Below are 14,657 nucleotides of genomic sequence, written 5' to 3'. Positions count from 1 at the left end.
CTTTCCCGCACCGGATCACTTTGGGGTCACACTTCCTTGATCTGCACCCAGATACTTTGCGCGCGGCCTTCTTTCAGAAATGGCAATGCTTCTACCGCGTCGGGGCGATCCTGCTGCAGGTAGTAGCCGGGCCAAAGCATTGAAAACGCACCGGATTGCAGAAGCGCGTGCAGCACATATTGCTCACCCCAACCGGGACAATCATAGAAGAAGCGCTTGGGATATTCGTAGGGCAGAAAAACATCGTGAACGTGGATCACGACGCCCGGCTTCAACGCCGGGATGATCCGGCAGAAGAGATGAGCGACGTCATTGCTCATGCGCACCACGTGGCTGGAATCGATGAACAGGATATCCCCCGCTTCGAGCTGACCGAACAGCGCCGGGTCAACTTCTTCCAGTCGTTTTTGTTCAAACGCGTCCACGACATGGGCGATATCCGCGCGCGGGAAAGGGTCAATCGCCGTGATCGATGTATCCAGCCCGCCGTCGATGATGGCTTGCCGGGTCACACGGGTTGAGTTGCCGCAGCCGACCTCGATCACGCGCTTGGGCTGAAAGCGTCGGATCATCAGATACAAGGCATCCGCGTCAGGGCTGTCATAATACCCGTTGCCAACACGGTATCCGGTCTGATTGCGCGCGGGGTCTTTCAGGGCGGCCAGAGCCTGAGCATGCTGTTGGTATTCCCCAACCAACGGGCCGATATCGAATCCTTCCATACCCGGCGACAGGGCATAGGCGGGTCGGGTCAGCCCCCCTGCCCGTTCAAACGCTTCGAGCCGTGCCCGCTCCTCTCGTTCCGGCGCCTTATCGACCAGTTTCACACCGAACCGATCCAAAGCAGCGTTGATCCGGGGGAATTTTCTGGGTTTCACGCGAATGGCTCCGATCAGGCTTAGGACTTGCAGCGCTGCATACCTTTGGTTGCAAGGTCTCCGCAAGCGGCAGAACCGCAAACCCTTGGCAAAAGGCCGGTTTCCGTATTCACTGGTCCGATAAAGGATTGGGAGGCCCGCCAATGCAGAAGGAATTCACGCTTGGCATCGAAGAAGAGTATCTGCTGGTCGACCGCGACAGCCTGCATCTGACGCAGGCACCGGACGCGCTGATGGAGGCCTGCCAGGCCGATTTCGAAGGGCAGGTCAGCCCCGAATTCCTGCAGTGCCAAATCGAGGTCGGCACCCGCCCCCACACCACAATCAAAAGCGCGCGGGAGGATCTGAAACGCCTGCGCTCGTGCGTGTCCAAACGCGCGGCGGAATACAACCTGAGCCCCATCGCGGTGTCATGCCACCCGTTTGCCAACTGGAAGGATCAGCACCACACTCGTAAGGAACGCTATGACGCGCTGCAACATGCGCTGGGTGGCGTCGCACGGCGGATGCTGATTTGCGGGATGCATGTGCATGTCGGCGTAGAAGACCCGGCGCTGCGGGCGGATCTGATGCCGCAGCTTTGTTACTTCCTTCCGCATCTTCTGGCCCTGTCCACATCCTCGCCCTATTGGAACGGCGAAGATACCGGGCTGTCCTCGTACCGCCTGACCGTGTTTGACAATTTGCCGCGCACTGGATTGCCCCCGGATTTCAACAGCTGGACAGAATACGAGCGCACCACCGGCGTGCTGGTCGAACTTGGTGTGATCGAGGATACGTCCAAAATCTGGTGGGACCTGCGCCCTTCGCACCGGTTCCCGACGCTCGAGACGCGGATCATGGATGTGCAGCCCCGGCTGGAACACACCCTGTCGCTGGCCGCTTTGGCGCAGGCGCTGACCCGGATGCTGTGCCGCCTGAAGGACCGTAACCTGCGCTGGCGTCAATATGACCGGTTCCTGATCGGCGAAAACCGCTGGCGCGCGCAGCGTTATGGCGTGGGCGAAGGGCTGATCGATTTCGGCGACCGGTCCATCAAACCCATGCCCGAACTGATGGGCGAATTGATGGGCATGCTGGCCGAAGACACCGAAGCCCTGGGCACAATGACCGAAATCGCCCGCTTGCGTCAGGTCGCCGAAACCGGAACCTCGGCCACGCGCCAGCGTCGCGTCCATGCCGAAGCGGTCGCCAAGGGCGAAGACCCGGGTCAGGCCGTCGTGCGCCATCTGATCGAGGAATTCCACGCCGATCTGTAGCGTCGCCCTGTCCCGGCCCGTTCCTGTCATTGCAGCGCTTGCAAAATTTCTGTAACGATTGGGAATTAAACAACCGTTCAATTCGATCTCGACGGGAGGGAGCGCCATGGATTTCGCGCTGAGCGAGGAACAGACAGCCATCTTTGATATGGCCTATGCGTTTGGGCAGGAAAACATCGCCCCATTCGCCCGCCAGTGGGAGGCCGAGGGCACCATCCCCAAAGACCTGTGGCCCAAGGTCGGAGAGCTGGGGTTCGGCGGTCTGTACGTTTCAGAAGACGGCGGCGGGTCCGGTCTGGGCCGTCTGGACGCGACATTGGTGTTCGAGGCTTTGTCGATGGCCTGCCCCTCGGTCGCGGCGTTTTTGTCGATCCACAACATGTGCGCCAAGATGCTGGACAGCTTCGCCAGCGACGACTTGAAATCCCGCATCATGCCGGACGTTCTGTCGCTGAACACGGTGCTCAGCTATTGCCTGACCGAACCCGGGTCGGGCTCGGACGCGGCGGCGCTGAAAACCCGCGCTGAACGGACGAACGAAGGATATACGCTGAACGGAACCAAGGCCTTTATCTCGGGCGGCGGGTATTCCGACGCTTATGTCTGCATGGTGCGCACCGGTCAGGACGGACCAAAGGGCATCTCTACCGTTTATGTCGAGGACGGCACGCCGGGCCTCAGCTTCGGAGCGCTGGAAAAGAAGATGGGCTGGCAAAGCCAGCCGACCGCGCAGGTTCAGTTCGACGATTGCAAAATCCCCTCGGGCAATCTGGTCGGGACCGAGGGCGACGGGTTCAAATACGCCATGATGGGGCTGGATGGCGGTCGGCTGAACATCGCCTCGTGCTCGCTGGGCGCGGCGCAGGCGGGGCTGGACATGACGCTGCAATACATGTCCGAGCGCAAGGCCTTTGGGCAATCCATCGACCAGTTCCAGGCGCTGCAGTTCCGGCTGGCCGATATGGAAATTGAACTGCAGGCCGCCCGTACTTTCTTGCGTCAGGCAGCGTGGAAACTGGATCAGGGCGCGCCGGATGCCACCAAGTTCTGCGCCATGGCCAAGAAATTCGTGACCGAGACCGGGTCGAAAGTCGTCGACCAGTGCCTGCAACTGCATGGCGGTTACGGCTATCTGGCAGATTACGGGATCGAAAAGCTTGTGCGGGATCTGCGCGTGCATCAGATATTGGAAGGCACTAACGAAATCATGCGCGTGATCGTTGCGCGCCAGTTGGTTGCCCGGAACTGAGGACACCATGCCCGACATCGACATCCGCACCACCGGCCGCGCCGGGCGCATCACCCTGACCCGCCCCGCTGCGCTGAATGCGCTGACCTACGATATGTGCCTTGCCATTGAAACGGCACTGCGGAACTGGCGCGAAGACGATGCGGTGGACCTGATCATTCTCGATGCCGAGGGCGACAAGGCCTTTTGTGCCGGTGGAGATATCGCCGATCTTTATGCCTCGGGTACAAAGGGTAATTTCACCTATGGCCAGACCTTCTGGCGCGATGAATACCGGCTGAATGCGCTGATCTTTGAATACCCCAAACCGGTGGTCAGTTTCCTGCAGGGGTTCACCATGGGCGGCGGCGTCGGCGTCGGGTGCCACGGATCGCACCGCATCGTTGGCGAAACCTCGAAAATAGCGATGCCGGAATGCGGGATCGGGCTGGTGCCGGATGTTGGTGGTACGTTGATCCTTGCCAAGGCTCCGGGGCGGTTGGGCGAGTTTCTGGGCACAACCGGGCACCGGATGGGACCGGCAGACGCGGTTTACGCGGGGTTTGCCGATCATTTCATCCCGCAGGCACAATGGCCCGACCTGATCGAAATGCTCGAAGCCTCGGGCGATGCGACGCTCTTGCCCGGCCACTCCCAAACGCCACCGGGCGGAGAACTGGAGGCCATACAGCCGGATATCGACAGGCTGTTCGATGAGGAAACGTTGGGCGATATCCTGAGCAACCTGCGCAATGCCTCGGGGGCGCTTTCGGAAAGAACACTCGGCGCGCTGAAAAAAAATTCACCCCTGTCGATGGCCTGCACGGTCGAGATGCTGCGCCGCCTGCGTGGCCCGTCCCTGACGATGCGCAAGGCGCTTGGGATGGAATACAGATACACCTTTCGCGCGATGGAGCATAGCGACATTCTGGAAGGCATCCGGGCGCAGATCATCGACAAGGACCGCAACCCGAACTGGCAGTTCCCCGATATGAGCGTACCGGCGGCGGCTGTTTCCAAAATGCTTGAACCGCTTGGCGCGGACGCACTGACATTTAAGGAGGATTGACGCATGCAAATCGGTTTCATCGGGCTGGGAAACATGGGCGCGCCGATGGCGGCCAACCTTGCAAAGGCCGGCCATCAGGTCACCGGGTTCGATACGGCAGACGTGGCCGTTGACGGGGTAACCAAGGCTGCAACCGCGACCGAGGCTGTTTCCGGGGCCGATATCGTTATCACCATGCTGCCCAACGGTGCCATCCTGCGCGCGGTTGCTGACCAGATCATCCCGCATATGCAACAGGGCGCAGCCCTGGTCGACTGCTCGACCGTGGATGTCGACAGCGCGCGCGCCGTAGCAGATCAGGCGGGGGCTGCCGGTTTGCTGTCCGTGGACGCTCCGGTATCTGGCGGCATTGGCGGCGCGTCTGCGGGCACGCTGACCTTCATGGCAGGCGGGTCCCCGGACGCCTTCGCCAAGGCCGCGCCCCTGTTCGACATCATGGGTCAAAAGGCGGTTCACTGTGGTGAGGCTGGCGCGGGTCAGGCGGCGAAGATTTGCAACAACATGATCCTCGGCGTCACCATGATCGCCACGTGCGAGGCGTTCGCACTGGCCGATAAGCTGGGTCTGGACCGGCAAAAGATGTTCGACGTGGTCAGCACGTCCTCGGGCTATAGCTGGACCATGAACGCCTATTGCCCTGCCCCCGGTGTCGGGCCCAGCAGCCCGGCGGACAATGATTATCAGCCGGGCTTTGCGGCGGAACTGATGCTGAAAGACCTGCGCCTTAGCCAGCAGGCCGCTGACAGCGCGGATGCCGATACGCCCTTGGGTCAGGCCGCGACGGACCTGTATGAGCAGTTTGTCGAGGCCGAAGACGGCATGGGCAAGGATTTTTCGGCCATGTTGCCCCGGTTCGAAAAACGCGGGCGGGGTTAGTCAAAGGCGGGAACCCGCCCAAGCGCGATCTTGAAGTCTGTGCCCCCTTTCTTACGTATGGGGGGGCATGGCACATGTGGCCGGACGCAGATGGGGACCCCGATGAGACACCTGATCCACAGCAGCTTGATCGCGCTTCTGGCGCTGAGCCCGCTTGCGGCGTCTGCCGGAAACGGGAATAGCAAAGGCAAGAACAAAAATGCGTTCAAGGTTGAACGCGTCTCGCCAAATAACTCGGCGGCGGTGGGCCACTGCCCGCCCGGGTTGGCCAAAAAGGCGGTTCCGTGCGTGCCGCCGGGACAGGTCAAGAACCTGTATCGCGTGGGTGACCGGATCAATCGGGACTACTATTGGATCAACGATCCGTATCGCTATGGCCTGAACCGGGGCGGCAACTACGTGCGCGCCGGGGATTACGTGTATCGGATCGACCCCGAAACGCGAAAGGTTCTGAACCTGATCGGTGCCGTTGCGGATATCCTGTACTAGGCCGAAACCGGGCCGCTATTCGGCAGCGACCCGCTCGGGGTTGAGCATGGGTTTCAGGTAATGCCCGGTATGGCTGCCGGTGCTGTCGGCCACCTTTTCCGGTGTGCCTTCGGCCACGATCTGACCGCCGCCATCGCCGCCCTCGGGTCCGATATCGATGATCCAGTCGGCGGTTTTGATCACGTCCAGATTGTGTTCGATCACGACAACCGTGTTGCCCTGTTCGACCAGTTCATGCAGCACTTCCAACAGCTTGCGGACATCTTCGAAATGCAAGCCGGTGGTCGGTTCGTCCAGAATGTAAAGCGTCCGCCCGGTTGATCGCTTGGACAACTCTTTCGACAGCTTCACCCGCTGCGCCTCACCCCCAGACAGCGTGGTAGCCTGCTGGCCCACCTTGATATAACCCAGACCCACCCGCGCCAGCGCATCCATTTTGTCGCGGATCGAGGGAACGGCTTTGAAGAACTCCTGCGCGTCTTCCACTGTCATATCAAGCACATCCGCGATGGACTTGCCCTTGAACTTGATCTCAAGCGTCTCACGGTTGTACCGCGCGCCCTTGCAGGTCTCGCAAGTCACGTAGACATCAGGCAGGAAGTGCATTTCGATCTTGATGACCCCGTCACCCTGACAGGCCTCACACCGCCCGCCTTTGACGTTGAAACTGAAACGACCGGGCTTGTAGCCCCGCGCCTTGGCTTCGGGCAGACCGGCGAACCAGTCGCGGATCGGGGTGAAGGCCCCGGTGTAAGTCGCTGGATTCGAACGCGGGGTTCGCCCGATGGGCCGCTGGTCGATGTCGATGACCTTGTCCAGATGCTCCAGCCCCTTAATGGTCTCACAGGGCGCGGGCGTCTGGCGCGCGCCGTTCAGGCGCATCGAGGCTGTTTTGAACAGCGTCTCGATGGTCAGCGTGGATTTGCCGCCACCGGAGACGCCGGTCACGCACACAAACTTCGCCAGCGGGAAATCCACTGTGACATTCTTCAGGTTGTTCCCGGTCGCCTTGACCACAGTAACCTTCTTTTTGTTCCCCTTGCGCCGTTCTGACGGCACCGCAATCTCACGCGTCCCGGACAGGTATTGCCCGGTGATCGATGCCGCATCCGCCGCGATATCGGCGGGCTTGCCCTTGCTGACGACCTGCCCGCCATGCACACCCGCGCCGGGGCCGATATCGAAGACATAATCCGCCTCTCGGATCGCCTCTTCGTCATGTTCGACAACGATCACGGTATTGCCCTGATCCCGCAGGTTCTTGAGCGTTCCCAGCAGCCGGTCATTGTCCCGCTGGTGCAACCCGATCGAAGGTTCGTCCAGCACATACAAAACCCCGGTCAGGCCCGAGCCGATCTGGCTGGCCAAACGGATGCGCTGGCTTTCTCCGCCGGAAAGCGTTCCACTTGAACGGGACAGCGTAAGGTATTCCAATCCAACGTTATTCAGAAAACCAAGCCGCTCACGAATCTCCTTGAGGATGGCGCGGGCGATCTCGTTCTTCTGCGCGCTCAGATGGTTCGGCGCGTCTTCGATCCAGGCCAGTGCCTCACGGATCGACATTTCGACTACCTGCCCGACATGCAGACCCGCGATCTTGACGGCCAAAGCCTCGGGCCGCAGGCGGTACCCTTCACAGGTGCCGCACGGGCGGTTGTTCTGATAGCGCTCGAACTCTTCGCGAATCCACGCGCTGTCGGTCTCGCGATAGCGGCGTTCCATGTTCGGGATCACGCCTTCGAAGCTACGCGTAACCTGATAGACCCGCCCGCCTTCGTCATAGCGGAACTGGATTTCCTCATCGCCCGAACCACGCAGGAACACTTGCTGCACGTGTTTCGGCAGGTCTTTCCAAGGCGTGTTCTTGTCGAATTCGTAATGCCGCGCTATGGCCTCGATGGTCTGCAGGAAGTACGGAGATTTCCCCTTCCGCCAAGGGGCCAAAGCACCATCGTAGAGTTTCAGTGTTTGGTCTGGCACCACGAGGCGTTCGTCAAAGAACAGTTCGACCCCCAACCCGTCGCAATCCGGACAGGCCCCGAACGGTGCATTGAACGAAAACAGACGCGGTTCGATCTCGGGGATCGTGAAGCCACTGACCGGACAGGCAAAATTCTCGCTGAAGGTGATACGCTCCGGGTCGCCTTCGCGTGGGGCAGTTTCCAGAATGGCGATGCCATCGGCCAGGTCCAATGCAGTGCGCAGACTGTCAGCCAGACGTGTCTCCATCCCCTCGCGTACGACCAGACGGTCCACAACCACGTCGATGTCATGGCGGAACTTCTTGTCCAGCGTCGGCGGCTCGTCCAATTCGTAGAAATCGCCATCGACCTTCACACGCTGGAACCCCTGCTTTCGCAGTTCCAGAAAGTCTTTCTTATATTCACCCTTCCGGTCCCGCACGATGGGGGCCAGCAGATAGCCCCGCGTGCCCTCCTCCATTCCCATGATCCGGTCGACCATGTCCTGCACCTGCTGCGCCTCGATGGGCAGGCCGGTGACCGGGCTGTAAGGAGTTCCAGCACGGGCGAACAGCAGGCGCAGATAGTCGTAAATCTCGGTGACGGTCCCGACCGTAGAGCGTGGGTTTTTTGAGGTTGTCTTCTGCTCAATCGAAATCGCCGGAGAAAGCCCGCTGATGTGGTCCACATCCGGCTTTTCCATCATGTCCAGAAACTGCCGGGCATAGGCCGACAGGCTTTCGACATAGCGCCGCTGCCCTTCCGCGTAGATCGTGTCAAAGGCCAACGAGGACTTACCGGAACCGGACAGCCCGGTGATCACCACCAGCTGATCGCGCGGAATATCCACGTCGATGCTTTTGAGGTTATGCTCGCGCGCGCCGCGCACCTCGATATTCTTCAGCTCAGCCATTCTGGCCCCCAACAAACACGTCTCTCAGAAATAGGCGAGCGGCGCTGAGTCTCCAACAGAAAAGTTAGAACAAAGTGTGAACTAACGGATTATTGCCGACAACTCCTGACATGATGGCGCAGGACGCGGCCTTGCATCCAAATCACTGTCTATTTCAGAGAGAAAATGGCGCGGTTGACGGGGCTCGAACCCGCGACCCCCGGCGTGACAGGCCGGTACTCTAACCAACTGAGCTACAACCGCGCATCTATATCGTGGCCTTTCATCCTGGACCAAGGACTGCAGCGATGGCGCGGTTGACGGGGCTCGAACCCGCGACCCCCGGCGTGACAGGCCGGTACTCTAACCAACTGAGCTACAACCGCCCGCTGCACGTTCATTGCTGAACGTTGGGGTGTATTATGGCTACGCCCTGACATCGTCAAGCGGCGTTTTGAAGTTTTTTCCGAAAACCGGGAAATTCCTTTTTAACGGCTTCGGGGCGAAAAGCAGATTACAACTGGCGCGTGCTTGGAAGGCCTTGAAAATATATGCGGGAAAGAATCCAGCCCGCGCCCCACAACCCAAGAATGTGTCACGCGGGCAACAGGCATGTGATTTGACCGCAGGCAACTACACATTCCCGGAACTTCGATTTAGAGCAGCGCTTGCTCATAAGGTCTCAAAACGACCGTAACTCAAGCAAAAATAATCGGAGCAGAACCTTGAAAAAATTGTTCGTTTACAGCGCACTGGCGACAGTTGCGATTGCCAGCCATGCCCAGGCCGTCGAAGTGACCGGTGGCTATCTGGACCTGGGGTATTCGACATTCACCGACAGCGACTTTGGGGATGTGTTCAATCTGAACGGGTCCGGAGAACTGGCGTTCAGCCGTGCCTTCAGCACCCAGCTGGACGTTGGCGGCTATCGCTTTCAGGACCTTGGTGAAAGCGGCACGAACTGGACGCTGCACGGGAACTGGCACACCGGCGGCAATTCCTCGTTCGGTGCGTTTTATGGTCAGGAATCGATCAACGACCTCCATCTGGAATTCTACGGTCTGGAAGCCGGTTTCGATGCCGGTCCCGCCGAAGTCGAAGGCTATATCGGCCGACAGCAGCTAAGCGATTTCTCGGATATCGACGGCAATATCTTTGGCCTCGCCGTCACTGCCGACCTGGATGGCAAATGGGAATTCACCGCCAGCTATGATCTGGTGAACGATGTTCTGGGCGTTCTGGATTACGATCTGTTTTCCATCGGCGCGAATTACGCGGCCAGCGACAATGCCGAGGTCTATGGCCTGCTGGGTGTCGCCCATATCTCGTCCCCCATCGTATCCGGCAGCTCGAATGAGGCTTACATCGGCGTCGGTGTCCGGATGAACTTTGGCAACACACGCGGCACGACCTTTGGCCGCCGCGGCGTGCTGGACAAACTGCCCGGTCTGCCCGGCCTTTGATGACAGAAAGCCCCGGAGCATCGCTTCGGGGCTTTTTTCTGCAGGGCCGCGCCCGGAAAACTGCCTTTGCGCCCCTTGCAGAGCAATCAAACTCGCGGTAAGACGCCGCCTCACGGGTGATTAGCTCAGTGGTAGAGCGCTTCGTTCACATCGAAGATGTCAGCGGTTCAAATCCGTTATCACCCACCATTCCCCTCCTGTCACTTGTCGCACCGAGATTAAGCTAAGCGCTTGTCAGAAAACGATTAGCCTGCGTATCCTTTTGTGACTGCCGTGTGATCAATCGGCGATGGCGGACGGGGTGAAGACGTGGCCGGATTGAAACGAGATATTGGCCTTGTGGGGCTTACATTTATCTCGGTCGGTGGAATCATCGGGTCCGGTTGGCTGTTCGGGCCGCTTCTGGCCGTTCAGCATGCGGGGCCCGCCGCTATTCTGTCCTGGATCATCGGCGCGGCGGCCATGTTCATCTTGGCCATCACCTTTGCCGAGATTTCGGCCATGTTGCCGATTCCCGGCGGCATCGCGCGCGTGCCACAGTTTTCTCACGGCAATATCGTCTCGATGGCGATGGGTTGGACGGCTTGGATCGGGTACAACACCACCGCCCCAATCGAGGTTGAGGCGATGCTGAAATACCTCGCGCCCTATGCCCCGTGGCTGCACACGGCAGACACCGGTGATCTGACCGGAGCGGGCATTGCGGTTGCCTTGTTCTTCATGTTGCTGTTCGTCGCGGTCAACGCTTTGGGGGTCAAGTTCTTCACCCATGTAAATGCGGCTCTGACATGGGCGAAGATTGCGATTCCGGTCGTTTTGTCGATCTTGCTGATCGCCAACCGGTTCGAAGTTCAGAACTTCACCCAGCCCGACGGCTTCGCGCCCTACGGGCTGCAAGGCATCATGGCCGCAGTGTCGACCGGAGGGGTCATCTTCTCGTTCATCGGCTTCCGCCACGTGGTCGATATGGCCGGAGAGGTGCGGAACCCGAAATTCGCCATCCCCGCCGCGCTGGTTCTGTCTATCGTACTGTGCGCAGCCATCTACCTTGGCCTTCAGGTCGCATTCATCGGCGCGCTGGAACCGGGCATGCTGAAAGACGGCTGGGTCAACCTGAGTTTCGGCGGACAAGGCCCGCTGGACGGAGTGATCATGTCCGTCGGCTTCGTCTGGTTCCTGAGCGTTCTGAACATTGGCTCGGTGGTCGGACCTTTCGGGAACGGATTGGTGTCCACGGGCTCGAATGCGCGGATCGCCATGGCGCTGTCGAAAAACGGGTTTCTGCCGAAACGTCTGATGATGGTGTCCTCGTTTGGCGTTCCCTTGTGGGCTTTGGCGCTGAATTTCCTGATCGGCATCCTGTTCCTGCTGACGGTCCCGTTCACGACCGTCATTGCCCTGAACGGCGCGGCGATTGTACTGTCCTTTGCGGTTGGTCCCATCGCCGTGGTGTGCCTGCGCCGGTTGATGCCGGACCATCCCCGGTCTATTCGCATTCCTGCAGTCCGGCTGGTCGCAGTGTCCGCCTTCGCCATCGCAACGCTGGTCGTTTACTGGAGCGGTTGGGACACGGTCTGGCGCCTCGGCATCGCGCTGATCGTCGGCATGGTCCTGCTGCTGGCCCGCTTCCATAACCGTCTGGACGAGATGGACGTGACCGAGGCGCTATGGCTGGTCCCCTATCTGGCCGGGATCGGCTTGATATCCTATCTGGGGCAATTTGGGGACGGCGCGCTGAAACAAATCCCGTTCGGTTGGGACATCGCGCTTTGCGTCTTGTTTTCAGTGGTAATTTTCAGTTTGGCCGTGCGATCCGCCCTGCCCACAGAGAAATTCCAGAAATACATAGCCGAGGAAGAAATTCTGGACGAAAAGAAACCGGTCATCGGGTTCTGAACGCAAAAAGGCGGGGATGTCCCCGCCTTTCCTGATCGTGTTTGCCAGTTCAGTGCGCCGTTGCCGAAGCGCCCGAGCTTTCCGCCGCCTTGGCCGCAGCCGCAGCAGCCTCTTCCGCGGCCTCGTCCCATTCGACTGGTTCAGGATCACGGACCAGCGCGTGTTTCAGAACTTCCGAGACATGCGTGACCGGAATGATCTCCAGCCCTTCTTTCACGTTGTCCGGAATCTCGGCCAGATCCTTTTCGTTCTCTTCCGGGATCAGCACCGTCTTGATACCGCCACGCAGGGCTGCCAGTAGCTTCTCTTTCAACCCGCCAATCGGCATTGCGTTGCCGCGCAGCGAGACCTCGCCCGTCATGGCGATATCCTTGCGCACCGGAATGCCGGTCAGGACCGAGACGATCGACGTTACCATCGCCAGACCAGCCGAGGGGCCATCCTTGGGCGTTGCGCCATCGGGCACGTGCACGTGGATGTCCAGCGAGTCGAACTTAGGCGGCTTCACCCCGATCTGGGGTGAGATCGACCGTACGTAAGACGAGGCCGCGTCGATGGATTCCTTCATCACATCGCCCAGCTTGCCGGTGGTCTTCATCCGACCCTTGCCCGGCAGTTTCAGCGCCTCGATATGCAGCAGGTCGCCACCCACGGACGTCCATGCCAGACCGGTTACAACACCGATCTGATCGTCCTGTTCGGCCAAACCATAGCGGAACTTGGGCACGCCAAGGAACTCATCCAGATTGTCGGGCGTCACCGTGACGGCTTCGGCCTCTTTCTTGATGATCTTGGTCAGCGACTTCCGCGCCACTTTGGCGATCTCGCGCTCAAGGTTCCGCACACCCGCCTCACGCGTGTAGGTGCGGATCATCTTCTGCAGCGCCTCATCGGTCAGTTCAAACTCCTTGGCCTTCAGACCGTGGTTCTTGACCTGCTTTTCGATCAGGTGCTGCTTGGCGATCTCGCTCTTTTCCTCTTCGGTGTAGCCCGCCAGCGGGATGATCTCCATCCGGTCGAGCAAAGGCCCGGGCATGTTATAGCTGTTCGAGGTGGTCAGGAACATCACGTTGGACAGGTCATATTCGACCTCAAGATAATGATCCATGAACGTGTTGTTCTGTTCCGGGTCCAGCACTTCCAGCATCGCCGAGGCCGGATCTCCACGGAAGTCCTGACCCATCTTGTCGATCTCGTCGAGCAGGATAAGCGGGTTCGTGGTTTTCGCCTTTTTCAACGCCTGAATGATCTTGCCGGGCATCGAGCCAATATATGTCCGCCGGTGACCGCGAATTTCGGATTCGTCGCGCACACCACCCAGCGAGATGCGAATGAATTCGCGCCCCGTTGCCTTGGCGACCGACTTACCAAGCGAGGTCTTACCCACACCCGGAGGGCCAACAAGGCACAGGATCGGGCCTTTCAGCTTTTTCGACCGCTGCTGCACCGCCAGATATTCGACGATCCGTTCCTTGACCTTCTCAAGCCCATAGTGATCGGCATCCAGAATGTCCTGCGCGCGGCCCAGATCCTTTTTGACGCGGGACTTGGTGCCCCACGGCAGCGCAAGAATCCAATCCAGATAGTTGCGGACCACGGTGGCCTCAGCCGACATCGGGCTCATGTTGCGCAGCTTTTTCAGCTCGCCTTCGGCCTTTTCGCGCGCCTCTTTCGACAGCTTGGTCTCGTTGATCTTGGCTTCCAGTTCGGCAACCTCGTTGCTGCCGTCCTCACCATCGCCAAGCTCTTTCTGAATGGCCTTCATCTGCTCATTCAGATAATACTCGCGCTGGGTCTTCTCCATCTGGGATTTGACGCGGGTCTTGATCTTTTTCTCGACCTGCAGAACCGACATTTCGCCCTGCATCAGGCCATATACCTTCTCGAGCCGCTCGCTGACGCTGAGGGTTTCCAGCAGTTCCTGCTTTTGCTCGACCTCGATGCCCAGATGACCCGACACAAGGTCGGCCAGTTTCGCTGGCTCGGCGGTATCACCCACAGCGGTCAGGGCTTCTTCGGGGATGTTCTTGCGCACTTTGGCATAGCGCTCGAACTCATCCGCCACGGTGCGCAGCAGCGCCTCGGTCGTCGTCACGTCGCCGGGAATCTCGGTCAGGTATTCCGCCCGCGCTTCAAAGAAGTCTTCGTTTTCAAGGAATTCAGTGATCTGCACCCGCGCCTGCCCTTCGACCAGCACCTTGACGGTGCCATCAGGCAGTTTCAGCAGCTGCAGCACATTGGCCAGCACGCCCGAGCGGTAAATACCGTCCTCATCCGGGTCATCGACACCGGGGTCGATCTGGCTGGACAACAGAATTTGCTTGTCATCCTGCATCACCTCTTCCAGTGCGCGTACCGATTTGTCTCGGCCCACGAACAGCGGCACAATCATGTGAGGGAACACCACGATGTCGCGCAGCGGCAGGACGGGGTATGAGGAATTCAGAGGCTCTTGCATGCTCAATCCTTATCGTTGGCAAGACGGCACCGGTCCCTGATTCAGGCAACCTTTGGCCATCTCCTGTCTTGGACGATAAAGGTGGGGCGGAGACCGCCCTTTTTCAACCTTACCATCATGTATCGTTAATCAACATGACCCGAGGTTTTCCGGACTGCAAGGCGTCCAACCGACATATCCACCGAAAT

General features: G+C 59.5%; 10 protein-coding genes and 3 tRNA genes. 8 read left to right on the top strand and 5 right to left on the bottom strand.

The features are described 5' to 3' along the window. Positions 1-26: 26 nt before the first annotated feature. Positions 27-878, bottom strand: coding sequence for a class I SAM-dependent methyltransferase (locus ACR0EZ_RS02935; protein ID WP_480610606.1), 852 nt, complete (start codon positions 876-878; stop codon positions 27-29). Positions 879-1,021: 143 nt separating this feature from the next. Between ACR0EZ_RS02935 and ACR0EZ_RS02930 the strand changes: the two genes are divergently transcribed. From ACR0EZ_RS02930 to ACR0EZ_RS02910, 5 genes are all read left to right on the top strand, one after another. Next, positions 1,022-2,137, top strand: coding sequence for a carboxylate-amine ligase (locus ACR0EZ_RS02930; protein ID WP_480610603.1), 1,116 nt, complete (start codon positions 1,022-1,024; stop codon positions 2,135-2,137). Positions 2,138-2,243: 106 nt separating this feature from the next. Continuing rightward, positions 2,244-3,386: an acyl-CoA dehydrogenase family protein gene (locus tag ACR0EZ_RS02925; RefSeq protein ID WP_480610602.1), complete on the top strand. Its 1,143-nt coding sequence runs from the start codon at positions 2,244-2,246 to the stop codon at positions 3,384-3,386. Positions 3,387-3,393: 7 nt separating this feature from the next. Then, positions 3,394-4,434, top strand: a complete 1,041-nt coding sequence (locus ACR0EZ_RS02920; RefSeq protein WP_480610599.1) for an enoyl-CoA hydratase/isomerase family protein — start codon at positions 3,394-3,396, stop codon at positions 4,432-4,434. A 3-nt stretch (positions 4,435-4,437) separates the two neighbouring features. Next, positions 4,438-5,310: a 3-hydroxyisobutyrate dehydrogenase gene (gene mmsB, locus ACR0EZ_RS02915; protein WP_480610597.1), complete on the top strand. Its 873-nt coding sequence runs from the start codon at positions 4,438-4,440 to the stop codon at positions 5,308-5,310. Between the two features lie 102 nt (positions 5,311-5,412). After that, on the top strand, positions 5,413-5,799 hold the full coding sequence (locus ACR0EZ_RS02910; RefSeq protein WP_480610594.1) for a hypothetical protein: 387 nt from the start codon (positions 5,413-5,415) through the stop codon (positions 5,797-5,799). A 15-nt stretch (positions 5,800-5,814) separates the two neighbouring features. Here the strand turns inward: ACR0EZ_RS02910 and uvrA are convergent, their stop codons facing one another. The 3 genes from uvrA to ACR0EZ_RS02895 all read right to left on the bottom strand — a co-directional run bounded on the left by uvrA (position 5,815) and on the right by ACR0EZ_RS02895 (position 9,038). Continuing rightward, positions 5,815-8,673, bottom strand: coding sequence for an excinuclease ABC subunit UvrA (gene uvrA / locus ACR0EZ_RS02905; RefSeq protein WP_480610591.1), 2,859 nt, complete (start codon positions 8,671-8,673; stop codon positions 5,815-5,817). Between the two features lie 166 nt (positions 8,674-8,839). Further along, positions 8,840-8,916: transfer RNA gene (locus ACR0EZ_RS02900), tRNA-Asp, on the bottom strand. A 45-nt stretch (positions 8,917-8,961) separates the two neighbouring features. After that, positions 8,962-9,038, bottom strand: a tRNA-Asp gene (locus ACR0EZ_RS02895). Positions 9,039-9,377: 339 nt separating this feature from the next. Here ACR0EZ_RS02895 and ACR0EZ_RS02890 point away from each other — a divergent pair. The 3 genes from ACR0EZ_RS02890 to ACR0EZ_RS02880 all read left to right on the top strand — a co-directional run bounded on the left by ACR0EZ_RS02890 (position 9,378) and on the right by ACR0EZ_RS02880 (position 12,011). Further along, on the top strand, positions 9,378-10,115 hold the full coding sequence (locus ACR0EZ_RS02890; protein WP_480610588.1) for a porin: 738 nt from the start codon (positions 9,378-9,380) through the stop codon (positions 10,113-10,115). A 114-nt stretch (positions 10,116-10,229) separates the two neighbouring features. After that, positions 10,230-10,304 (top strand) — tRNA-Val (locus ACR0EZ_RS02885). 120 nt (positions 10,305-10,424) lie between these two features. Next, a complete protein-coding gene (locus ACR0EZ_RS02880) occupies positions 10,425-12,011 on the top strand; it encodes an APC family permease (RefSeq protein WP_480610585.1) in 1,587 nt (528 codons plus the stop codon). 49 nt (positions 12,012-12,060) lie between these two features. On the opposite strand, the gene lon is transcribed toward ACR0EZ_RS02880, so the two are convergent. Beyond that, positions 12,061-14,469: an endopeptidase La gene (gene lon, locus ACR0EZ_RS02875; RefSeq protein WP_480610582.1), complete on the bottom strand. Its 2,409-nt coding sequence runs from the start codon at positions 14,467-14,469 to the stop codon at positions 12,061-12,063. Positions 14,470-14,657: the final 188 nt, after the last annotated feature.

This window comes from Ruegeria sp. AK4 (assembly GCF_056541025.1).
The sequence above is the reverse complement of the archived record's forward strand: the minus strand, read 5'-3'. Positions and strand labels throughout refer to the sequence as shown.

Coding starts and splice junctions, on each gene's coding strand:
- ACR0EZ_RS02920 (WP_480610599.1), top strand. CDS start 3,394: ATGCCCGACATCGACATCCGCACCACCGGCCGCGCCGGGCGCATCACC.
- ACR0EZ_RS02925 (WP_480610602.1), top strand. CDS start 2,244: ATGGATTTCGCGCTGAGCGAGGAACAGACAGCCATCTTTGATATGGCC.
- mmsB (WP_480610597.1), top strand. CDS start 4,438: ATGCAAATCGGTTTCATCGGGCTGGGAAACATGGGCGCGCCGATGGCG.
- uvrA (WP_480610591.1), bottom strand. CDS start 8,673: ATGGCTGAGCTGAAGAATATCGAGGTGCGCGGCGCGCGCGAGCATAAC.
- lon (WP_480610582.1), bottom strand. CDS start 14,469: ATGCAAGAGCCTCTGAATTCCTCATACCCCGTCCTGCCGCTGCGCGAC.
- ACR0EZ_RS02910 (WP_480610594.1), top strand. CDS start 5,413: ATGAGACACCTGATCCACAGCAGCTTGATCGCGCTTCTGGCGCTGAGC.
- ACR0EZ_RS02930 (WP_480610603.1), top strand. CDS start 1,022: ATGCAGAAGGAATTCACGCTTGGCATCGAAGAAGAGTATCTGCTGGTC.